At 40.8% G+C, this 22,533-nt stretch carries 16 protein-coding genes; 3 read left to right on the plus strand and 13 right to left on the minus strand.

The annotated features are described in order from the left end of the window. Positions 1–305: 305 nt before the first annotated feature. Both H6G08_RS16390 and carA read right to left on the minus strand, forming a co-directional pair. Complete coding sequence (locus H6G08_RS16390; protein ID WP_242046175.1) at positions 306–764, minus strand: STAS domain-containing protein; 459 nt, start codon at positions 762–764, stop codon at positions 306–308. Positions 765–871: 107 nt separating this feature from the next. Continuing rightward, on the minus strand, positions 872–2,038 hold the full coding sequence (gene carA, locus H6G08_RS16395) for a glutamine-hydrolyzing carbamoyl-phosphate synthase small subunit (protein WP_190544665.1): 1,167 nt from the start codon (positions 2,036–2,038) through the stop codon (positions 872–874). 309 nt (positions 2,039–2,347) lie between these two features. Between carA and H6G08_RS16400 the strand changes: the two genes are divergently transcribed. Then, positions 2,348–3,403: a retropepsin-like aspartic protease family protein gene (locus H6G08_RS16400; protein WP_190544669.1), complete on the plus strand. Its 1,056-nt coding sequence runs from the start codon at positions 2,348–2,350 to the stop codon at positions 3,401–3,403. On the opposite strand, the gene trpD is transcribed toward H6G08_RS16400, so the two are convergent. Then, entirely contained in the window at positions 3,333–4,424 is a 1,092-nt protein-coding gene (trpD, locus tag H6G08_RS16405) for an anthranilate phosphoribosyltransferase (protein ID WP_190544673.1), read from the minus strand. The genes H6G08_RS16400 and trpD overlap by 71 nt on opposite strands. A gap of 303 nt (positions 4,425–4,727) precedes the next feature. Next, positions 4,728–5,543, minus strand: coding sequence for a DNA adenine methylase (locus H6G08_RS16410; RefSeq protein WP_190544677.1), 816 nt, complete (start codon positions 5,541–5,543; stop codon positions 4,728–4,730). 214 nt (positions 5,544–5,757) lie between these two features. On the opposite strand from H6G08_RS16410, the gene H6G08_RS16415 reads away from it, so the two are divergent. After that, the gene (locus H6G08_RS16415; RefSeq protein WP_190544681.1) at positions 5,758–5,937 is read left to right on the plus strand and encodes a CAB/ELIP/HLIP family chlorophyll-binding protein; all 180 of its coding nucleotides are present in this window, start codon (positions 5,758–5,760) and stop codon (positions 5,935–5,937) included. 215 nt (positions 5,938–6,152) lie between these two features. On the opposite strand, the gene H6G08_RS16420 is transcribed toward H6G08_RS16415, so the two are convergent. From H6G08_RS16420 to hpnI, 8 genes are all read right to left on the minus strand, one after another. Continuing rightward, a complete protein-coding gene (locus tag H6G08_RS16420) occupies positions 6,153–7,562 on the minus strand; it encodes an EH signature domain-containing protein (protein ID WP_190544683.1) in 1,410 nt (469 codons plus the stop codon). Positions 7,563–7,575: 13 nt separating this feature from the next. Continuing rightward, the gene (locus H6G08_RS16425; protein ID WP_190544686.1) at positions 7,576–8,226 is read right to left on the minus strand and encodes an OmpA/MotB family protein; all 651 of its coding nucleotides are present in this window, start codon (positions 8,224–8,226) and stop codon (positions 7,576–7,578) included. After that, complete coding sequence (locus H6G08_RS16430; RefSeq protein WP_190544690.1) at positions 8,219–10,420, minus strand: hypothetical protein; 2,202 nt, start codon at positions 10,418–10,420, stop codon at positions 8,219–8,221. Before H6G08_RS16430 ends, H6G08_RS16425 begins: the two co-directional genes overlap by 8 nt. 16 nt (positions 10,421–10,436) lie before the next feature. Continuing rightward, entirely contained in the window at positions 10,437–10,781 is a 345-nt protein-coding gene (locus H6G08_RS16435) for a hypothetical protein (RefSeq protein ID WP_190544694.1), read from the minus strand. 318 nt (positions 10,782–11,099) lie between these two features. Next, the gene (locus tag H6G08_RS16440; RefSeq protein WP_190544697.1) at positions 11,100–12,185 is read right to left on the minus strand and encodes a hypothetical protein; all 1,086 of its coding nucleotides are present in this window, start codon (positions 12,183–12,185) and stop codon (positions 11,100–11,102) included. A 208-nt stretch (positions 12,186–12,393) separates the two neighbouring features. Further along, on the minus strand, positions 12,394–15,351 hold the full coding sequence (locus tag H6G08_RS16445; RefSeq protein WP_190544700.1) for an acetate and sugar kinases/Hsc70/actin family protein: 2,958 nt from the start codon (positions 15,349–15,351) through the stop codon (positions 12,394–12,396). A gap of 106 nt (positions 15,352–15,457) precedes the next feature. After that, positions 15,458–17,986: a GTPase family protein gene (locus tag H6G08_RS16450; protein ID WP_190544703.1), complete on the minus strand. Its 2,529-nt coding sequence runs from the start codon at positions 17,984–17,986 to the stop codon at positions 15,458–15,460. Positions 17,987–18,787: 801 nt separating this feature from the next. After that, a complete protein-coding gene (gene hpnI, locus H6G08_RS16455) occupies positions 18,788–19,936 on the minus strand; it encodes a bacteriohopanetetrol glucosamine biosynthesis glycosyltransferase HpnI (RefSeq protein WP_199322619.1) in 1,149 nt (382 codons plus the stop codon). Between the two features lie 304 nt (positions 19,937–20,240). Between hpnI and H6G08_RS16460 the strand changes: the two genes are divergently transcribed. After that, positions 20,241–21,863 (plus strand): cyclic peptide export ABC transporter, encoded by a 1,623-nt coding sequence (locus H6G08_RS16460; protein WP_190544708.1) that lies wholly within the window; start codon positions 20,241–20,243, stop codon positions 21,861–21,863. Positions 21,864–21,935: 72 nt separating this feature from the next. On the opposite strand, the gene H6G08_RS16465 is transcribed toward H6G08_RS16460, so the two are convergent. Further along, a complete protein-coding gene (locus tag H6G08_RS16465; protein ID WP_190544712.1) occupies positions 21,936–22,262 on the minus strand; it encodes a hypothetical protein in 327 nt (108 codons plus the stop codon). Between the last annotated feature and the right edge of the window lie 271 nt (positions 22,263–22,533).

Genomic DNA, 22,533 nt, shown 5'->3' on the forward strand with positions numbered 1-22,533 from the left:
ACATACTTAGCATTATCTACACTATCAAAAATTACTGAATAAATTTGATCTTTTTATTGAGAACTGAAAATTTTAATAATTTTAATAAATATTTATCACTTGAGCTAATTATCTATACATTTGTCATTAGTCATTGGTCATTTGTCAACACAAATGACACAAGACAAATGACTATTGACAACCTGAGCGAAAAAATCAACAATTTAGACGCTCGTTAGTCCAGAGAAGTTTGCTAGCCAACTGGGCTAAAAATTAAGCTATCCAGATAAAGCATCGGATAGCTAGATTGTTTTTTGGTCAAGCAATCAAGACGGCTTGATGTTTTCTAGAGCCGCGTCAACGGATGATTGCAGGGAGAGAAACTTCTCTAAGCGAACAAGCTTGACCGTTTGAGTTACACGGGCATTGGTGACAATTTGCAAGGTGCCATTAGCGGTTTGAGCCTGCTTGGCTAGTTGTACCAAAGCACCTAAGCCAGAGCTATCAACAAAGTCAATTTGTGAGAGATCCAAAATAATATTCTTTGGGCCCTCATCAATTTTGCTACTGAGTACCTTGCGAAATGTCGGCTCAGAAAAAGCATCTAATAAACCTGTGAGGCGGAATAGCTGACAGTTATCCCGGGTTTCACGAGTACCCCTTAGGCTCACAGTTAGATTCAGTGGCTCAGCAATAACTCCCTCCTCATGGTGAAAGTGAACGCTCCAGTATAATTGGTTTTGGTGCAAGTTGTCTACAACCTGCTGGGTTAGGGCATGGGGCATGGGGCATTGGGCATTGAGAATTAATTTTTTCTCCTCTGCTTCCTCTGCTTCCTCTGCTTCCTCTGCTCCTTATCCTAGTTCCTAGTCCCTAGTCCCTAGTCCCTATTTTATTTAACCCCAGTTGCGGCTAATTGGCGTGCTGCTTGCATTGCTTTGACAAATTCTGCAAACAAGTAATCAGCATCGTGGGGGCCAGGACTAGCTTCTGGGTGATATTGTACTGAAAATACAGGTAGAGATTTGTGACGTACCCCGGCAACAGTGCGATCGTTCAAGTTTAGGTGGCTAATTTCCACAACTGCTTCAGGTAAAGAATCCGGGTCAATAGCAAAACTGTGGTTTTGGCTAGTAATTTCTACCCGTTGTTGTAAGCCGGCTGGCTGATTCAATCCCCGATGCCCAAACTTGAGTTTAAAGGTTTCTGCTCCCAAGGCATGACCCAAAATTTGATGCCCCATACAAATACCAAAAATGGGTTTTTCTGCGCCTAGCAGAGCTTTAGCCGTGGCAATCCCTTCTGTCACTGCGGCGGGATCGCCAGGCCCGTTAGAAAGGAAGATACCATCTGGATTATATTTGAGAATTTCCTCTGGTGGTGTATTGGCTGGTACAACAATGACTTGACAACCATAGCTGGCGAGGCGACGTAATATATTACGTTTCACCCCAAAGTCAAGGGCAACAACGGTGAAGGATTCGCCATGATTTTCCGGTGCATTGGCGTTGAATTCCCAAGCTGGAATAGTAGGCTCTGACCATTCATAAACCGTTGGTGTAGTTACTTCCCGCACCAGATTCAATCCTTGCATACTAGGTGCTGCCTGCACCTGCTCAAGTAACTCAGCCTCATCCAAAATAGCTGTGGAAATCGCACCATTCATCGCTCCAAACATGCGAATTTTGCGAGTGAGGGCGCGGGTATCAATACCATAAATACCTGGGATTTGGTGTTGTTTGAGGTAGTCAGGTAAAGATTGTGTAGAACGCCAATTACTAGGGCGCTGACAAATGTTGCGCGCGATCGCACCTCTTACCTGTGGTCTAGCCGATTCTTCATCTTCGGGATTGACCCCAGTGTTACCCAGTTCAGGATAAGTAAAAACAACTATTTGACCGCAGTAACTGGGATCTGTTAACACTTCCTGATATCCAGTCATACCAGTGTTAAACACTACTTCCCCAATTGTGGTTCCCGTGGCACCAAAAGACCAACCACGATAAGCAGTTCCATCCGCTAGGACAAGTAGAGCAGGTATTGTGTCAGACAGAGACATAGGCAATCATGATTAGGGTTTAGGAGCTAGGGATTAGGGGCTAGGGGTTAGGTGTTTCTTGTTGTTTAGCCTTAGTCTTTATTCCCTAGTCAGCTGCGAATGTTAATTATCCCATGAGTTGGGTAATTTAGCGAGAAGATGGTTAGGGCAGGGGACGGTCAATGGTCAATAGTCAATGGTCAATAGTCAATAGTCATTTGTCCTCCTTGTCCCCCTTGTCCCCTGCCCAATGCCCCATGCCCATTTCTTAACTTTCCTGCAAAAGATGTAGATTTCCTCCCTAAAGGGCGGGTAAAATCGAAGTTAATTATGCTCCAGTCTTTTTTATCCCGTGCAACCCTGGTTGCTGTTACAAGTGCGCTAGCGGTTTTGGGTGTTGCCTGTAGTCAAGACAAACAGAATAATGCTTATCGCGATCGCGAGCAGTCTCAGCCCGTGGACAAGGTAGCAGAAACGCCTGTTGTCGAAGCAGCAACACCATTATCCAGCCCAGAACCTCAGGCACAGTCTTCGTCGGTAGTTGAACTGAATTCTTTTGAGTTGGCGCTAGACAAGGCGGCTGGTGCGATGACGATCAGCCAATCTGCCCAGTCTTCTGATGATTGGAAATTGGTGGCGACTCAGTTCCAAGATGCGATCGCGCTGATGCAAAATGTCCAGCAAGAAAGTCCCAATTTCACGGTCGCGCAAATCAAAATCTCTGAATATCAGCGTCAGATTAAGTATGCTTTAGACAAGGCTAGTCCTAAACCTGTCACACCAGTTGCGGCTAAACCCCAAAGTGTGGTTGTTGTAGTTCCTGCGCAAAAAACCCCGTCTAACCCTATTCAACCTCCAGCGCCACAGGTGGTAAAACCACAACAACCAGCCGTCCAATCGGTATTAATGCCATCGCCACAAGATACCGAAGAGTCAGATGTGTTTATTGCCCCAATTAAACGCCGCATTGGGGGGACACCAATTATTGAAGTTACCTTTAATGGCGAGCGTCGATTTGAGATGATTGTGGATACTGGGGCGAGTGGCACTGTGATTACTCAAAACATGGCTAATGCTTTGGGTATCGTCCCTGTAGGTAAAACTAAAGCCAACACAGCCAGTTCCAAACAGGTGGAATTTACCATTGGCTATGTTGACTCGATGGCGGCGGCTGGGGTAATGGTGAATAAAGTACCAGTAGCGATCGCAGGTTCAGACCTAGAAACAGGATTGCTAGGTCATGACTTTTTTGGTAATTACGATGTCACCATCAAGCGCAACGTCGTAGAATTTCGCCCCCAATCCCACACGGAAGTTAATTCCCCAGAAACCGGACTAACTCCTGCAATTTCACCCAAGGAGCGCCACTATTTAGGATCTCCTTAGCTACCTTAATACCTTGAGCATGGTCTAACAACGGGATCGCACCTGCCACTTGTAGCGCTAAGGAAGCATTTAACGCCACAGCATCCTGCTGCGCTTGAGTTCCCTTACCTTGAAGTACCGCTTGCAAAATTTCCGCATTTTCTCGGACATTGCCACCTTTAAGAGTGCCTATTGTTGCTGGTGTTAAACCCACCTCTTCCGGGTTAATAGTAGTTAACTGTACTTCCCCATCTGATAACACGGCTAAATCGGTTACATCTCCTAATCCCGCCTCATCAAGTTTTTCCCGCCCATGTACAACAATTGCCTTTTGCTTACCTAAATTTTGTAAAGCATGGGCAACTGTTGCTAATAATTTAGGAGTAAATAACCCTACCACCTGCCCAGTCGGATTTAAAGGATTGACTAAAGGGCCGAGTAAATTAAACACAGTCCTTACCTTGAGAGTGCGGCGCAAACTCGCAACTGCTTTGAGTGCAGGGTGCCAACCAGGAGCAAACAGAAAAGTGATCCCCACTTCTTTGACTGCGGCTTGGACTTTTTCACTAGGTGCGCTGAGATTAACACCCAAAGCTTCTAAAACATCCGCACTTCCTGTGAGACTGGATGCTGAACGATTACCATGTTTCGCTACAGGTACACCATAGGCAGCAGCCACAAAGGCAACGGCTGTAGAAATATTAAAAGTTGATGAACCATCTCCACCAGTACCACAGGTATCAATGAGGGAATAAGGTGAGGAAAGATCCCCAACTCCTTGAGTTCCTCCATTTCCGTATCCTCCCAGGGATTGAGACTGTAGCACTTGTGCCATCCCAGTCAACTCATCAGCCGAAACCCCTTTAAAGTTCAGTGCTGTTAAAATTGCTCCCGATAATTCTGGGGGAACAGATTCACTCAGCCAACCTTGCATCAATTCCGCCGATTGATTGCGGCTTAAAGATTCACCATCAATTAATTGTTGCAGCAGGAGATACCAGCTAGTTGAGATTTCTGGCGTAGAGATGGGGGAAGTTGTCATAGATAAGTTTTGTGTGTGCGCTAGTGTCTGGGAGTTATCCTACCGGAAAATGGAAACAGTTCGTAGTCAGGAATTTAGTCTTTATATATTTGAGGATACTGATGATAAAATGTGCATCTGTTCCCTCAATTCAAATAAAAAAATTTCTCTCCCCTACCCGAAATAACGCTCGCAGGCTAGAAGCCTGGAGCTATAAGTACGAAGCCCACGAAGGTGGGCTTTGTAAGATTAGCCGCACCCTTCTAGGGTGACGGCGGGATTGTGGAATTGCCGAGGGTTGTAATTTGAGGAATTCAGTCCTCACTACGAGGAAATTTGATAGTTAGTAATAAATAACTCTTTTCCTTTGGCAGCATTAGTCTGTTTATAATTATTCATTCCATACTGTAATTCCCACTCAAATATATTTGCCCAATTAAAATTTTCTCGGATTTGGGGGGAATTGTCGTAGGTAATTAACCATTGGTGATGGCATTGTTTTAATAATTCAGCAAATTTTTGATGTGCAAAAGAGGTATGTAAGTTACCATCTTTACCGTAGAGCTTAGATTTTGTGGCGATAAAATAAGGTGGATCTAAAAATAAAAATACTTGCTCTCCTGGCGCATGTAATAATTCACTGTAATCTAAATTAGTTATCAAAATATCTTTTGATAAAATAGGTTCTAATTTTTCCAATCGGTCTATAGATGAATTGGTAAAACGTTTATAAAAAGCTTCTTGGGAAAATCCACCAGATTCTACAGTTCCCGAAAATGTGATTCTGTTAAGTACAAAAAAACGGACTGCTCTTTCCAAATAAGATAATTTATTGATATCTATTCTGGTCAATTCTGTAAATAGTAATTTACCATTTGTATATTCTTTTTTAATCCCACGAATTTCTGTGACTAGTTGAGATATATCAGATTGGGCAAATTTCCAAAATAGATATAATTCACGGTTTAAATCATTAATCCAAATTTTTAAATGTGGGAATTTTTGTTTTAAATAGATAAATACAGAACCACCGCCTACAAATGGTTCTCTAAATTCTGAGAAATTTTCTGGTAAGTATTCAATTATTTGATTGATTGCTTTTGATTTACCGCCGGGATAACGGAGGGGACTTTTAAGCATGATTTTCTGGCGATCGCAAAAATCTTATTGTAAGTATAAAAATACTCATGCATCCAGTAAACCATAAAAACGACTGATGCAAAATCTCTATGGGTGAGTGCAAATTACATTTATGCTACCTTTGTCAAGAAAATGTTGCATTTCGATAAAAATCTGTTACATTACTTTACAGGCAGTTACAACTGTCATCACATAAAAGCTCGGAGTGTTATTTATGGCAGACACGAAGAATCCTACAACTACAGTTTCTGAAGATCCTAACGCTTTACGCTGGGGCTTCACTCCTCAGAGCGAAAACTGGAACGGTCGTTTTGCAATGATTGGTTTTATAGCGGCGATTCTAGTGGAAGTTTTTTCGGGACAAGGAGTTTTACACTTCTGGGGTATCCTCTAGATTCAGCTAGGCTTGATGTTTTGGGAAGACTGCGATGTGTAGAGTCGTCTAGCTTCTTTTGACATCAAAACTCATTCGGACTGCGATCGCAGTTGCAATACATTTAGATAAATATCATTCTTTCGATAGTTGTAAAAAATGCAAGCTTATGCATTTTTTACTTAAAGGCAAAGCTGAACATTAATTGTTCAGCTTTGCCTTTCTTATATTTAGATTCAGTTTGTTAAAAAACCAATCTTGTTACAGTAGACTCTAGCTTCGCGTTCCAAGCTTTCAATCTCATTTTGCCACCATCTAAGATTTTCTTGACGTTGTTGCAATTTATCTGCTTTAGGGTTTGGGTAAGGTTTAGTACCAGGGTTTGGGTTGATTCCCTTCCTTGCTAGCCATTGACGGCAAAAGAATTGCCAAAGAAATACATGATCGTGTCTATCGCCACCTAAACAACGAATCCGTTTCACTGAAAGTCTAGATTCACCAAAAAGAATTTGCTGATTTCTGGAATTGTTAGGAAGCAGGCGTGTCTCACTACCTCGTCCACGAAAAAACTCGACTACGAACCACTCACCAAAATCAAATATACATACCTCTGTGGAGTCGCTACCATCATCTTCTAATAGATCAGCATCTCCTTTAATTTGTGTCCCTATAGCAAGTTGTGATGTTTTGGGTAGCAGGATGCGAAGCCTTTCAAAACGGTTACTGTAATTAGCCCAGAATTCCCTGCGACTTTGTAACCGATCTGACTCGAACTGTTGTATGTGAAGTCTGTTCAATATTACATCTACTAACTTTTGGAAATCACCATAATTAATCCCCCCAATCCACTCTCTAAGTCGCTTCCTTGCTGGCTCAGAAAGCTGATACCATCTATCAGCATTTCGATAATGTTGTCGCAACCATTCAACTAGCGGTGGGTTATTACTTGCTACATGATTGGTAACATTGTTTAGTAAATGATCAACTGCTTTTAACTGCTGCTTATCCGACATCTCATCTAAACATCTTAATAGCCATTTAACCTGCTGCTGGGTTGGAGAAATTATTTTAGAGAAATAGGGACTAATATCCTCTAAAAAATGGCTAAATAATGGCAGCCAAATAGGTAAATTATTTTGGATTAAGTTTAGCAATTGAGTGCGATTTACATTTTGTTCACAAGCGATTTTTGCTAATTTACTACCAGGTTGTTTACTGCGTAGTGCCTGAATAATTTTAACCGATAGCAGTTGGCTAACTGAGTGATAATTAGCAAAGACATCAAAAGATTCAGCTAGAGATTGTGCGAAATTCTGTTCTGGCTGAAAACTATAATAAATAGCGATACGCCAAAGCAAATGATGTTGCAACCATGAGTGAGAAATTGCTATCTTCCAAATAGCTGCTGATGTTTTTCTGGAACGGCCAATATTTTGCTTATCCCATTGTGCTTTGCTATGGATGCAGTAAACCCATTCTAACTTACTTACTTTATCAGCTTTACCCTGTTCAATTGCTGCCAATACTTGATCAACAGTTGGTATAGATATTGTTGTATTTGGTAAAGTGCTTGCAAGTTGAATAAGTTTATTAGGACTAAATTTGGGAGTTTCAGTTTGGGGAGGAACAGAGAACTGAAAATTCAAGATTATTACTCCGTTAATGAGAAGTTTTGGTGATATCTGGCTTTAACTCATCACTGCGAAACTGAAAGCGGAAAACCACTTTGCGATCGCCTGGGTTATCAAGTGTCTGGTCAGCTTCAATTTCTCCACGACCTGCTGCCAAAATTTTTTGATTTAAAGGTGATTTAGTTGGAAAATCAATGTCATAAAAAATGTATTTATAAACTGATGAAGACCTCATTACACTTAATTGTAAATTGGTTTTGTCATCGCCTTCTGAGCTAGTGTGACCTTCTATCACTACGCGGCTAATTTCCTTATCAAATTCTCGCTTTGAAAAAATTACCCCACTGTAAACAGGGATAAATCGGCGTAGGAAAGCTTTACCTTCTGGTTTAAGTTCAGCGCTTCCTTTAGCAAATAAAATTGATTCTTCGATACTTACATCTCCAGTGTCCGGGTTAACTTTGACATTGATATTATTGCTTTTCATCTGTTGCATAACGTTTTCAATTACATCATTTTTTGGAGCGCCTCTTTCTGCAAGCTGAAGTAAGACGGTGATGAATAATAGAGCAAAAAACATCAGCAATCCAGACATTAAATCGCCAATAGACAGATAGATACTAGAGTCTTCATCTTCTGTAATTTCTGCGTCAATTTCGCCTCTGATAAAATCATCCATGATGATTTCTCCCATTACCATTATCATTGGCATCTAGCAGTACACTTGCTGTGTGAAGTACTCTATCGCAAACTTTAGTCATAGCCTCATCAGCTTTTTGAAAAAAGCTTTCTTGTAAATCAACAGTTTGTTTCATAGAGTTCTCTAGGTGATCGCGCCAAGACTCAAGGCTATGGTCAAATTTATCATTCAAATTCTTGTATGAATTGTCTACAATTTGCACTTGTTGACCAATACCAATGGCAAGTTTTTCTAGTTGTATGAGTCTTTGTGCATCATGTAATCCAGCCGCACTCACTAATTTATGGATTTGTTCGACAGACATCTGAATTTTATTCATACTCCTGTCTACTTCTTCAGTTAATTTAATTCGCCTTTCAGCTTCTTCTTTGAAAACGCGATCCAAATTCGTCACTACGCTAGTTAATCCATCCCGATGTTCGCCTAGTGTCCCCTCTAATAGGTTATTTTGTTGTCTAAAGAATTCTTGGAGATTTCCTTGATATTCTTCCCGAAATTTTGTTAAATCATGCTCTACTGTTTCGCGAGTAGCAGTCAAGGTTCTATCAATATTTCCTAAAGCTTCTAAGAGATTATTTCTCGCATCATTCATCAAGTTAGATGCATCATCTCCCACTTTTTTGAGATTATTAGTTTGCTTTGTAAATGCTGTATTGGCTTCAGAGAGAATTTCACTAATTCTCGCCTGAGTATCTTGCAGCATTTCTGATTCTACTTTTGCACGGTTTTCTAGCGCTGTCTCAAGTTCCTCTCGAATTCCTTTGAAGGTAGCAGCAGCTTGTTGTGCGCTGGTTTCAAAAGCGCTTCGCTGGGCTGTCATTCCTTGGATACTTTCTTGTACAGATCGATTAATTTCCTGAGATGTTAGTTGTAAAACATCGATTGTATCTGTTTTTAATCTACTGAAAGTTGTTTCCAAATTGTTAGCAAATGTGTGCAACATATCTGTTTCTACTGCTGCACGTTTTTCTAGTGCTATCTCAAGTTCCTGGCGAATTCCCTTGAAGGTAGCAGCAGCTTGTTGTGCGCTGGTTTCAAAAGCACTGCGCTGGGCTGTCATTCCTTGGATACTTTCCTGTACAGCTTGATTAATTTCCTGAGATGTGAGTTGCAAAACATCTTTTGTATCTGTTTGGAATTGAGTTAAAGTTTCTCCTAAATTGTTAGCAAAACCTTCAAGCTTTACTAAAGTATCTTGTTGAAAGTCTTGCATTTTCTGGATAGAATTTGCCAAACTTTGAGAAATACCACCCAGTTCCTTATGCAGAGTTAGCACTGCATTAGAAGCTTGCTGAGTTAATTCAGCACTTTTATCTAGTCGAACTGCAATTGGTTCAATTACCTGAATTCGCAAATTTTTGATCAGTTCTTCTAAAACTTTTTCTCCTGGATTTTGTTGAAGTTCTCGAAGTTGTCTTTGCTCTGTAAAAATTGCTTTCATTCCTGGTAGAATTAGAGTTAGCATTTGCTGTCCGACCGCTTGACCGATGGCTTCAGCACTCAGATGGTTTAGCCCTGTGAATGTATCTGCTACACGACTCAGAATTTGAACTACTTCAGCATTAGCATTATCTGTTGTTGGTAAAGTTGCAATCTTTTCTAGTCTTTCACGTAAACTATCACGTCGTTTCTGTTTTAGCGAATCACTGATAAACAAAACTAAAGTGAACAAGCTACCAGAACCTAAGCCCATTAAGGAAGTAGAAAATGCTGTTTTCATTCCTTCTAGTAAACCAGTACTAGCTTCCATTAGTTCGCTAGAGTTATTTATGGAAGATAGATTGATACCTTGTAATCCGTCTTGAATACCGTAAAATGTTCCCAACACACCAATAGCAGTACACAAAGTAGTCACAAAACGTAGGGAACTACGAGGTATTGGACGAGATAAAACAGAGGGGTACTTTATTAGTAAAAATTTATCATCCGGTTTCTTGAAATCACCTTTAGTATCTGTTTGTAGATACCTGTCTTTCCATCTGCGAACATTGGAATTTTCTTGCAACCGACTATTTTTTGGATTTTCTAAAGATTTAATTGCAGCTTGAGTTTTACTACAATACTGCCATACTGTGTAAAACTCTACAATTACTGCAACTATTAGCACAAAAGCAGTAGCCCAATGAAAAGGCCCGTTATCCCAAATAATGTCCCAAATTTTTGCTATTCCCACAACAACACCCCTGTTTTTATTGCTTCTTAAATTGCGCTAATTCTTGAGAAGAAAGAACATCTTCTGCTACCCGTACAGGAAGATGTTCTGCATACTGACGGTTGTTTATATGTTCGCGGAGATATAAGCTATAAAGACGCTCACCTTCTACATTTTTGTCTTCTATTAAATAAACCTGTTTTGGTGCATAGCTTCGCAACAAACGCACTTGTAAACAGGTTTTTAAATCTCGTGATGAGGTTGATAGAGGCGAATCTTCGCCAAATAATTCACAAGCCACTTTCCAAGCGTGATTAACCGCGACAATCTCCCTCACCATCTGCTCAACAGAGGGATTCCATGCATCAGTATTTTCATGCATAATTGCAGTTTTATTATTTACCTATTTTTCTACATACTTATTATTCCCAAATCTAAAGAATAATTTAATTTTTTCTCAAAATATCGTTTTATTGAACGTAAAATAGGACTCAGGATCTGATCTCAATATGCTGTGTAGATTGGGCTTACTGTGTGAAAACCCAACAAACCCCCAAAATGTTGGGTTTCGTTCCTCAACCCAACCTACTATTATCCTTAATTGAACCGTATTGGAGCTTGTGGAACAGCCTACGAAAAACCTAACTCTCTATGGCGTGTTCAGGAATTAGCGGTAAATTTAGGCGAAAATAAGCACAAATTACCGTGATGAGCGAAATATTACGCGCCCTGGTGATTCTTCTTGATTAATTCGCGCATAGACTCGCAGACAAGCTAAGACTTCCCCAGGATTACCGCCACAATCAAGTTGCAAGTCGTCTTTGGTTAAGGCGCAAATATCGGCGTAAAGTCCTGATAATTGGCGAATGCGGACATCATTACCTGCATTATTCGCCATATCAACAAATTTTTTTAGCATTCGCCGTGATTCTTGTTGTAGTTTACCCCACCAGGAATAGCGATCGCTTGGTGGAATAAATACTAAGGAATGGATGGCTTCATCTATGTCAATCCAAGCACGTAGAGTTAATAAGGCATCAGTGTTTTCTACAGCTTTTTGGGTGCGTTGAAAGCGTTCTGTTAAGGCTTCAATATATTGATTTTGCTGTTCTGGTTTGGCGTGTAAGGAGACGATATCGAAGCTGAAAACGCTTTTTAAAGCATGATGTAAGTCTGGTTCTATTTCAATAAAATTAATACAAAAAAATAAGTAACCTGCGAGTAAGTTTATATCTTTTGAATCGGTATTTTGTTTGGTTTGGGTATAAGATAATGCTTTTTGGGATAGGCTTAAACCTTTGGTTTGAATTGTACCGCTAAGTCCGGGGTAAATAATTTCGTCGCGGATGAAGGGTAAGGGGTAGAGGTTGGAAGTGTCTTCTACTGCACCAATTTCTTGGGCTAAAGTCAAGGCGCGTTGACGCCAAGTTGCTGCTAATTCTTCGGGAATTCGTAGGAGTTTACGTTGTATTTCGTTCCATAATTCTGCGTCTGTTTGGCTTTGGAGGGGGTTATTTCCTAGATATAATTTGAGGTCTTTATCTGCGTCGAATTCTTGTTTAAGTTGGCTGAGTTTTAGTTCATTATTTGGGTTGGGTTGGGGAGATTTGGGTTGTAATAAGTTATGGATTTCTTGGAGTATTTCTTCGCATAATTTAGCGCCTGGATCTAGGGGATGTTCTGTTTGGGCTTGTTGTAATGTGGCGGCGATTCCGTGGAGGCTATAGCGTAATATTTGGGCTAGTTGGGAGTTTTCTGTTTGTAAGAGTTGGCGTAGGTTTTCCATGAGTGTCGCCTCCAGGTTATTTATTTTTTTTAATTAACCGCCAAGACGCCAAGACGCCAAGGAAGAGAGAAGAGAGATGAAACCGCAGAGACGCAGAGGAGCCAGTGCGTTGCGCGGGTTCCCCGCGTTGTAGCCACTGGCGTGACACAGAGAAGAGGTTTTGAGAGGTTTTCTCTCTGCGTCTTTGCGTCTCTGCGTGAGGTAATTCCTAATGAATTCCGCAGAAGGGATCGCGTTCTTTATCTACTTCGTTGGGTTGCAGTTCTAATTCGGCGCGATAAACACATCCTGGTTGTTTGAGGCTTTCTTGGATGTTTGATGTCCAGTAAGGTACTTCACCGGCGTGCATTCTTAAAATACCTTTGTTGTCGAGGGTGACGCGATATTGGCAAGGGTAATCTGTGGTGACATCGGGTTTAGTTAATGCGCCGATACGTATCCATTTTTTTGTGTTGGTTTCTGCATCTGTTTGTACTACATAAAAGGTATGTTCTCCATTTTTAGGGAAGGGTGGTAAGGGATTACTAATTAATCCTTTTCCTGGTTCGGGTGAACCATCGCGGATGTAATGAAATTCTTGCAGGGATTTACTAATATCTTTGTCGGCTTCAAAGACTAAATGATAAGCGTCTGGTTGATCTACGGTGGCTGATTCGATGACGTTGATGGCTATATCGCCATCGTTTAAGTCTTTGTTGGGACGTTCAACGGCTATATTCCATTTCAATTTACCATCAGCAAATAATGTAAATGTTTCTGAGGCGGCGGAGATGACGGAGGTGACATCAATACCGGGAACATCTATTAGGTAATGGGGGTTTCCTTGGCATAGTAAAACGCTAAATTGCAGGGTTTGATCGATTTCAAATTGAACTTTGATTTTTTTGAGAAAGTCGGGTTCTAAAAATCCAAGTTTCTCCATTAAGGTTTTACCGTCAAAGCTACCCCATAACCTTAAATCGCCGTCTTCGTAGTCTTGGCGATAAATAATGTTTGTTAATTGTATCCCTTGCCATTCTGTGCGGACTTTGGCGACGTTTTCATCTGCTGCTAGTTGATAAAGTTCTTGTCCGGCTTTAAATATTGTTAGGAGTTCGTTGCTTTGGGTTTTGCGTTTGAAGTTGCAAGGTAAGTAATAAAACAGGTTTTTGACATCTATTTCTAGTTGATTTGCACCTTTACGAAGTAATCCTTTTGACTCTTCGGGGTCGAATCTTAATCTACGTAGTTTCTCGGCGTAGCAAGCACCGGCTGAGGTGGCTAGTTTGGTAAATTCTAATACAAAGGTGATGCGTTCGGGGTTCCAGACGAAGTAGGGAGATTTGCTAAATTCTTGGTAGATGGAACGCTGTACGAGGTCGAGGCTGCAAGTTTTACCGGATAAAATTAGCCAGTCTACTTTGTGGGTATTCCAGGGGTCTATGGTGCTATCCTGGGGACGGAGGCGGCTATCCATGAGTCCTTGGGCAATACCGATCGCTTCTTTGATGGCTGATGATGCGGCGCGATCGAATTGTTGGCTATCGATGGTGACGCAGATACTACTGGGGTCTTTTACTTGGTATCTAATAGCACTTTGGTTGAGTAGTTCGGAAATCTGCTGTTCGGAGAGGGTAAAGGTGATGGGTAAAGCGTCTGCTGGCTTTTGTCCGAGTTTGATTTTGGCAGCTTCGGCATGATCCCACAATGTATAAAATGTTTGCAGGCGTTGGGGTGCTTGTTGCCAGCGAGTAGGTAAGACTTTTTCGGCTGTATCTAAAGCGTCTTTATAAGCGGCGTCGCCTTCGGGGTTTTCTTTATCTAAACATTTCAAAATACTGCCACTTTTGAATTGTCCGTTTTCGAGAAATCTTTCGTTTAATTCGGAGTTGATTAAGTCTTCTAGCTTGTCGCTTTCTAAATTTCCGGTGGAAACTGCTGTTAATAAAAAATCGGCGATCGCAATTTTTAACAGCTTAAATATTCTCAGGGTAATTAATTCGCCGCCTAGCTGTAAATGTCCCGATGAACCTAATAGTTTAGGTGTGAGTTTATAGTAACGTCCGCCTAAACCTCTGTCTTCATTATCGGCAAAGAATGGGGTTTTATCTTCTAGAGTTAATTCAATTAAAGCTAAGTCTGTAGTTCCCCCACCAATATCTAAAACTAAAACATTTTGTGACCATTTATTCCCGACTTGACGACAGCGAGTTTTGAAAGATTCAATTCCAATATTCAGATTACCGCCAAATTCTCGCCAGAGGAAAAATATCGCTACAGAAACGGCTTCGTCATAAGCGGTTTGGACATCATCAAGTCCTAATTTTTCAACTAATTCTTTAACTTCTTTCCGCACTACAGGCGGCGCAACGGTGGGATAAGTAACAACGGCGGAGAGAAAATCACCTTCAGAAAATCTGCGTCTGGCGCGTTTGCGATAATCTTCGGTTAATTCAATTAAATGTCCCCAAGCTGCTTGTACTAATTGGTTTACATTTATTGTTTCTTCCGCCTCATCTAAGATAACGGGAAAGGAACGATCCTGGCCAAAATAGCGTTTGGGGGAGTGATGAAAGCGGCTAATAATTTCTTTTAAAGCGCTGCTTGTTCCTTGGGCGATCGCTTTTTTTCGATTATCGCTGGCTTCTCTGCCCATTTTCAGTTTTAAAGCGGCTAATTTAGCGATTTCTAACTCGCTTTTAATTTCGGTGCTGCGCCTATCTATATCTAAAACGACGGGGATGAGATTTTGCGATTCGAGAGTGGGAACGCGGAAGACTTCATGATATATCTGATAAAGCTTTTTACTCACAGCACGCCGAAAGCGATCGCTTGTTCCTAAGCATAGTTCAATTTGGCGCAGTGCTTCTAAAAATCGTTCCCGGTTATCGCTTTCAAACACTTCACTTAAGCGGCTGGGTTCTATTTCGAGGTTTTTACTGATGTCAGCAATAAACTTTTCCCAGTCGCTAGCGCTGACATCTGGTAAAGCATCTGTAGCGGGGGAACTTAACCATTGTGCCATGCGATCGCGCAGTCGCATTTCTTGTTCTTTGGGTAATACTTCGGCGATGGGGACTTCAATGGGATCGAAAAGTGTGACTGTAGAATTGGATGTGCCAAAGTCTAATGCAAACCATCCGGGGAATCTTTTTTGTTGTTGGCTATTGGTTTGGGAGGAGTTCATGGTGTTGAAGGGTTAATTTTTTTTTAACGCAAAGGGGCGCAAAGGTTGGCGCGGAGGTTCGCAAAGTTTTCTCTCTGTGTTCTCTGCGTCTCTGCGGTTCATTTTCCTAATAGTTAATCTCAGAAACATCGGACAGAATTTGCAACCAGGTAGGAATTGCTAGTTGTGAGGATTCACCAGCAGCTAAATACCTCAGCAATTCTTCCTTTTTAGAAAGATTTTGCAAACTGGGAATAATTTGATCCAAAACCCCAGCTAATTCCCCATTCACTTGCTGATTAACTTCACTCACATATTGCACTAAATGCAGACTCGCACTAGCAGTAATTTCATCCCGCAAGCGCAATACAAAAAGCTGATGATTGTTCGATTTAGTTAAACCATTCCTTTCAGGTGCCCAATCAAATATTTGCCCTACATTATGTTTTTCATCTTGATGCGCTAAGGGAAAGATTACTTCAGCAACAATATTTTTCTCTCTACTTTCAATTTCCGAAATAATTGCTTCTTGCCATTTATTTGGATCGCAACCTAACAGCAGTTTATAAAATAACTCGGCTTCTTCAATGCCAAATTTAGCTTCTATTTCGGCTTCTATTTCTGGGTTGAGATTGGCTTGTAAATAATCTCGTTCTCTGGCAACAATATTTGATAACTTACTCAATAAATCTCCAATGGCTTGACGAATGCGATCGCGGGCGAATTCTTCTACTTCTTGAACTGTCTTAGCAAAGGTGGGATAAAAATCATCGCTTTTGGTAGGAATCGCTGTATTTACTCTATTACCCCTATCAAATAATTTCCCGGCTGCACCTTTAGATTCAGTTAAGGAAATTGTGCCGTTGTTCGCTTTATTAAATAGTAAAGTCCACTGATTCCAATTGAGAATGCGGTATGTTAGCTCATCTTTAACAACATCGCTAACGCCAATTCCCCTTCTATCTTTGAGTGGTTCCTTACCTAAATCTTTTTGGAAATTTCTGTAGGTTTTATCTAAATTCTCAATTGCTGCTCGTAATTCTAGCAAAGCTGGGCTATCGGCGGTAGGCATACCTTGTTCTTGCATTTCATCCAGGATATTTTTTAAATTATCCTGTTGTTGACGCACGTTATCAGCAGCCCTTTTCGTATCTTCATGGAGTTGCTTTAAACCGTGATTAGCTACGTGTTTTTGAATTAATTCTCGCAGCTTACTAATCCCCCCGTCTTGAGCAAAGTAGCCTAATTGTCTACCTAAATAATTACGCGCATCGGTTGCTAATAAATTCTCGCTTAACTGTCCCCATTTATCTTGTAAGCGCTTGGAACGATCTAAATAATCGGGATAATCTAGATTAGCGAGAAATTCTGGCGAACCTGCTTTGACGGAAGTGGAACGTTTCGCTAAATCTGCTAGCCCTAAAAGTGGTGATAGTAAAACAATTCTATCTTTTTGGCTGGTAAATGCATTAGCAGCATCAAGGGTAGTTTGCAGAACTTTGAGCTTTTGAAAAACCTGACTTTCACGTAAAGGATTATCGATGCTATCTTGAATTAATTGGTCTAATTCTCGTTCTCCTCCTTCACTATCTAGAGGTAGTTGATCGAAGCGTCCCACACCTACTAAAATTAAATCCTTGAGGTCTTGTCCCGGACGCTGTTGTTGCATCATGGTAAAGATTTTATTGGCGCGATCGCTTCCTGGGGATTTACCATTTAACAACACTAAAATTGTTTGAACTTCCGCTAATTCGCGCAGTGATAAAAAGGTATCTCTTGCGCCAGAATTCGCCGCACCCAATCCGGGAAAATCCAGCAAGATAAATTCCGATGCACCATTTACATCCCAAATTTCCCGCGAGATTTTCACATCAATATCTACACGGCGAATTAGGGGGAAACTATTCTGTAATAACTTAGCTGGTAATCTTTGCGGGGGACTGGGTAACTTGATATGTGCTGGCGGTAAATCGTCAAAGCTAATGGTTTGAATCGCCATTGGTTGCTCGACCAGCTTTAATCCTTCCCTGGCGGTGGTAGCATCAATTTGATAGGAACCGCCACACATGACTTCGCCGTAGGCTTGGTAAGCGCGAACAAAGATGACTAATTCACGCAAAATGTAACGCAACTCTAAATTATTGCTATTTTTCCAGGTTTCCTCGCACCAATTGAGTATATCCTTTGGTTCCTTCAGCTTCGTCACCAGCGCAGGTAAAAGTCCAGCCGCGACTGTGCGCCGATTAGCTTCCCCAATCATGAACCGCAGACAATCACTCACCCCTTCATGGGAAAGATACTCAACTGTAAAGTTGCCTAACTGTGTAGTGGCAAACCCATCCTGGGGTATGATGTGAATCGCTGTAACATTGCCCGTCGTAGGATTTTCGCTCACTGGTAAAGCATCAGCGTAGCCAATCAAGCTGCCTAACAGCAAAGTTTTCCCGCTACTAAATTCACCCATCACCCCGATTTTCACTGGTGAAGTAGCAAGTTCTACTGTTTTCTCCGCAGCTTCCCGGAGGCGAAACAGACTCTCATCAAGACTAGCTGGTACCCAATCTTCTTGCTTGGAGGGATATTCAGGCACAGAGTCTAATTTCTGGAGGATGAATTCGCCATATTTTTTATAACGCTCCAGTTGTTCTGTTTCCATAGAGTATTTTTTGCTCTAAGATAAATTGCTGTGAGTTTTATAACACAAAAAACCTGACCTTCGCCGTAGGTAAATTTCAACTCACCACAGGTAGCGATCGCCACGAAACCCGTTCATGCTTCCCAACGTCAATAAAAAAATTAACTATTTTTTAATAAAAAGATTTGTCTTAATAAACTATAAAATTGTGCTTTTTGTTAATGATTTTCTGGATCACATATCAGATAATTAAACTCCAGCATTCTCAAAAATTAAGTGCATCTCACATAACTGCTTCATAGTGGCATAAAAGGCAGAAAGATAGATTAAGGTGCTGTATAGAGATTGATTTGGCAAACATGATTGGTGAGTTTCGCGATCGCTCTTAGCGCAGAAGAGTGCGATCGCGATTATTTATGTTTGTCGTTAGAGACGCGATGAATCGCGTCTATACAATTGTCGTCTCCCTTGTCCGCAAATGAGGGGAGTAAACCCTCTCCACAGCTATAGTTATCCGTGTGAAAATCAGTTTCTACATATTTATACGGAGTCGAAGATTCCTCAAACCCCTGGCTGCCATGTATTCTATGTGGAGAATACTGGTTTACCAGTTGGGGTTTATGAATCTTTGACAGATTCTTTACGTAAACTTAACTAAACTTTATTGAAAAAATAACCAGAAAGCTGTTTACTGAATAGTAATTCACTTTTTGCTGCAACATTTGAACCCCTCAAACACCCTGTTCTGCAGGCATTGAGGGGATTCTTTATTTTGGGGCATTGGGCATTGGGCATTGGGTATTGATTATTTCGCCCTTGTCTCTAGTCGGCGTTTTCTTGCAAAACTAACTTCCCTCCTGGAATTAGCTGCAATTGTTGCCCTCGCCAGGTAATATATTTACCAAAAAAGCCATAACACCAAATTGCAAAATGCATTAAATCGCGGACAGGGATTAGCCAAAAATATTGTTTGGTAACGGTATCGTTGAATACGCTAACGCCAATTACCCAAGCCATAATTAACCGCAATATCCAAGTAATAACTAAGCTAGTCCAACCTAAGATTGAGCCTTTTGTCACTAACAATAAAAGTAAACTAGTAACTGTTCCATAGGTAAATAGCAATCCTAAATAACCCCAAGGACGAGAAACCCAAATACAACGCAGCCAACGGATTTGGCGTTGAATGATATCTGCTAGGGTGCTTTCATCTAAAATATGATCAACTATATAGTTAGATAAAAAGACGCGATAGCCAGCTTGAGCAGGTAAATAGCCGAGTTGAAAGTCATCTGCGAGATAATCTGCGATCGCATTAAATCCACCAATTGCTTCTAAGGCTTGTTTGCGAATAATAATAGTAGAACCGAAAGCAAATTTTATTTTTTCTAATTGATTGCTGACTAACACCCCTGGATGAAAGCTGGTAGCAATCCCCAGCGCTTCAAAAGAAGTTACCCATCCTTGAGCTAAGGAACGATATAAGCAGGTAACCACACCTACCTTTTCATCTTGCAACGGCTGGACGATGCGTTGTAAATAATCTTTACCGACGCGAATATCGCTGTCAGCGATGAGAAGAATTTCGTGTTTAGCTGCTGTGACAGCATTGGCGAGATTACTCACCTTTAGATTAGCGCCAATAATGCGATCGCTCACCACAAGCTGAATATCTACATTGGGGAACTGCTGAATTAGTTGTTCAATAATAGCGATCGCTGGATCTTCGCGATCGCGCACTGCAAAGATAATTTGGTATGCTGGGTAATCTTGCTGACAAAATGAAGCTAAATTTTCCTCAGCGTCTCGATCCACACCACATATCGGTTTGAGAATCGTTACCGGGGGAAGGAATGCAGGATCTATGGTGTGGGGTTGGGTAAAAAAGGCGATCGCTGCATATATGCTGTAACAGTAGAAACAGATAGCCACTAGACACAGTATTAACAGCAACCACTCAATGACTAACATCATGCTCACTTTGGTAAATATCTGCTGGACTCAAACGCTGATAAATCCTACTTATACAATGGGATAATAATCATAGAGCTGATAAGTTCTTTCTGACCCCTAGACGAGCGCATTCAGTAAAATTGCTCATCGAAGAAGGGAATAGGGAACGGGGAACGGGGAACGGTTAAGAGTTCCCTATTCCCGTCAGGGGAGTTAGATACCCCTGTTTCTTTTCGTAGCAAGTTTCAATTGGGGTATAAATCCCCACTTGTAACACTCTGTTCCCTATTCCCTGTTCCCTGTTCCCTTTTAATACATCTTCATGAATCTGATTTACTTTCTTTTACGTTCGGCATGGGGGATGGTAGCGATCGCGATCGTTACCGGATTCCTGAGTGGTGGGAGCAGTGCGGGACTAATTGCGCTCATTAGTTCAGCCGCAAATCCTAGCAACCAATCACCCCTGACATCTATCGCTTGGGGGTTTGTCGGATTAGTCATAGTTGCATTAATTACCAGCATCATCTCCCAAGTGATGCTAGTTCGCCTCTCCCAAAACGCCATCTTACAATTACGGATGGGTTTAAGTAATCAAATCCTCGCTTCTGAGTTAAGTCATCTAGAAAACTTAGGTAATCCCCGCATCTTAGCCACCCTCACCGAAGATGTTCAAGCTGTCGCTAATGCTGTATATTTAATTCCCTTTCTCTGCATTGATTTAGCGATGGTTGCTGGTTGCTTAGTGTATATAACTTGGCTTTCTTGGTTAGTATTTTTACTAGTTGTCATCTTAATGGTAGTCGCATTGGGTAGCTGTAACTGGCTGTTACGCGGTGGGGGAGAATTACTAGCTCAAGCGCGTGACGATCAAGATGTATTATTTCAGCATTTTCGCACAGTTACCGAAGGGATTAAAGAACTAAAACTTAATTATCAACGCCGTCAAAGTTTCTTAAAAAACCAACTTAAATCAACGGCTGTTAGATACCGAAATCATAATGTTAAAGGCTTAACTTTATTTGCCGTCACTACAAGCTGGGGTAGATTTATCTTTTTTTTCGCGGTGGGTTTTCTGTTATTCGCCTTACCAAATTTAATTACTATTAGTCCCCATACACTTTCAGGCTTCATCTTGACATTTACTTATTTGATGTTGCCAATGGACAATATAGTTAATAACCTACCGCAAATTATTCGCGCTAATGTTTCGTTTCAAAAGATAGAATCATTAGGTTTAGCTCTGGCTAGTAAAGAAGAAACTTCCACAGTCCCGCCAAATATTAACCCGATTTGGCAGAGTTTACAACTCAAGGGTATTACTCACACCTATTACAGAGAGCAAGAAGATAATAGCTTTATTCTTGGCCCTATTGATTTGACATTATATCAGCAAGAAATAGTATTTATTGTTGGTGGTAATGGTAGCGGTAAATCGACTTTAGCTAAACTAATTACTGGTTTGTATATCCCTGAAAAAGGAGATATTTTTTGGGATAAAGAGCTAATTACAGACAGTAATCGTGAATGGTATCGTCAACATTTTTCTGTGGTGTTTTCTGACTTTTACTTATTTGAGGAACTTTTAGGTTTAGAAAATGCTGATTTAGATAATAAAGCCCAAAAGTACCTCAAACAACTTCAGCTAGAGCATAAAGTCAAAATTGAAAATGGTAAACTTTCTACTACTGCGCTTTCTCAAGGACAGCGTAAAAGATTGGCTTTACTCACAGCTTATTTAGAAGATAGACCGATTTATTTATTTGATGAATGGGCAGCAGATCAAGACCCTATTTTCAAAGATATATTTTACACCCAATTATTAGCAGAATTGAAAGCCCAAGGAAAAACGGTAATAGTCATTAGCCACGACGATCGCTATTTTCATTTAGCAGACCGAATAGTTAAATTAGACTACGGTAAAGTTGAGTATGAAAATAGTCAGTAGGTAATGGGCATGGGGCATTGGGCATTGAGTATTTATTGTTTCTTCCTTGTGTGTCTTTTGTCTCTTTAGGCTTTAATTGGGTTGCGGCTGAGAATTATTTCTGACTGGACTATTTTCTTTAATTGGTTGTAGAGGATTAACCTTGAGGACGGGTTCATTATTGGAAATTTGTCTTTGTCTGAGAAGTTTAATTTCTCGTTCCATTAATTCTTGTCCTTGGCGGAAAAAGTCTTGAGAACTATGGGGAACTAAATCACGAGATAACTGTTGAGTTTGTGCAGGAGTCAAGCTAGGTAGCTGTTGTTGCGCATTCACAGCAGTGTTTCCCAACATAAATAAACCAGTGGAGAAACCAAACACTGTAGTTTTAATGTAACGAGAACATCTGAGTAACAACATGGTTTATACCTCTCTTGCTGCTTTTAACTACTAGAAAGGTACAACAATTAATTTGCTCATTACCTCCTACAAATGGGTTAATTATTTTCAGTCAAAAGCTTGATATCAAGCACATCTATAATGTTACGCAGCAATTAAGAGTAGTATAGGAATCCGATTTGATTTCTGAAAAAATATATGTATTTGTAGGGTGTGTTATCGCGTAGCGTAACGCACCAAAGCCTTCGGACGGTGCGTTAGCCTCCGGCATAACGCACCCTACGTATATTTC

It is taken from the genome of Calothrix anomala FACHB-343 (assembly GCF_014696435.1).
GTDB lineage: Bacteria > Cyanobacteriota > Cyanobacteriia > Cyanobacteriales > Nostocaceae > Aulosira > Aulosira anomala_A.

Bases quoted from the DNA above. Each gene is read 5' to 3' on its own strand.
- H6G08_RS16400 (WP_190544669.1), top strand. From the start codon at position 2,348: ATGCTCCAGTCTTTTTTATCCCGTGCAACCCTGGTTGCTGTTACAAGT.
- H6G08_RS16415 (WP_190544681.1), top strand. From the start codon at position 5,758: ATGGCAGACACGAAGAATCCTACAACTACAGTTTCTGAAGATCCTAAC.
- H6G08_RS16450 (WP_190544703.1), bottom strand. From the start codon at position 17,986: ATGGAAACAGAACAACTGGAGCGTTATAAAAAATATGGCGAATTCATC.
- H6G08_RS16460 (WP_190544708.1), top strand. From the start codon at position 20,241: ATGAATCTGATTTACTTTCTTTTACGTTCGGCATGGGGGATGGTAGCG.
- H6G08_RS16410 (WP_190544677.1), bottom strand. From the start codon at position 5,543: ATGCTTAAAAGTCCCCTCCGTTATCCCGGCGGTAAATCAAAAGCAATC.
- carA (WP_190544665.1), bottom strand. From the start codon at position 2,038: ATGTCTCTGTCTGACACAATACCTGCTCTACTTGTCCTAGCGGATGGA.
- H6G08_RS16445 (WP_190544700.1), bottom strand. From the start codon at position 15,351: ATGAACTCCTCCCAAACCAATAGCCAACAACAAAAAAGATTCCCCGGA.
- H6G08_RS16390 (WP_242046175.1), bottom strand. From the start codon at position 764: ATGCCCCATGCCCTAACCCAGCAGGTTGTAGACAACTTGCACCAAAAC.
- H6G08_RS16425 (WP_190544686.1), bottom strand. From the start codon at position 8,226: ATGGATGATTTTATCAGAGGCGAAATTGACGCAGAAATTACAGAAGAT.
- H6G08_RS16465 (WP_190544712.1), bottom strand. From the start codon at position 22,262: ATGTTGTTACTCAGATGTTCTCGTTACATTAAAACTACAGTGTTTGGT.
- trpD (WP_190544673.1), bottom strand. From the start codon at position 4,424: ATGACAACTTCCCCCATCTCTACGCCAGAAATCTCAACTAGCTGGTAT.
- H6G08_RS16440 (WP_190544697.1), bottom strand. From the start codon at position 12,185: ATGGAAAACCTACGCCAACTCTTACAAACAGAAAACTCCCAACTAGCC.
- hpnI (WP_199322619.1), bottom strand. From the start codon at position 19,936: ATGTTAGTCATTGAGTGGTTGCTGTTAATACTGTGTCTAGTGGCTATC.
- H6G08_RS16435 (WP_190544694.1), bottom strand. From the start codon at position 10,781: ATGCATGAAAATACTGATGCATGGAATCCCTCTGTTGAGCAGATGGTG.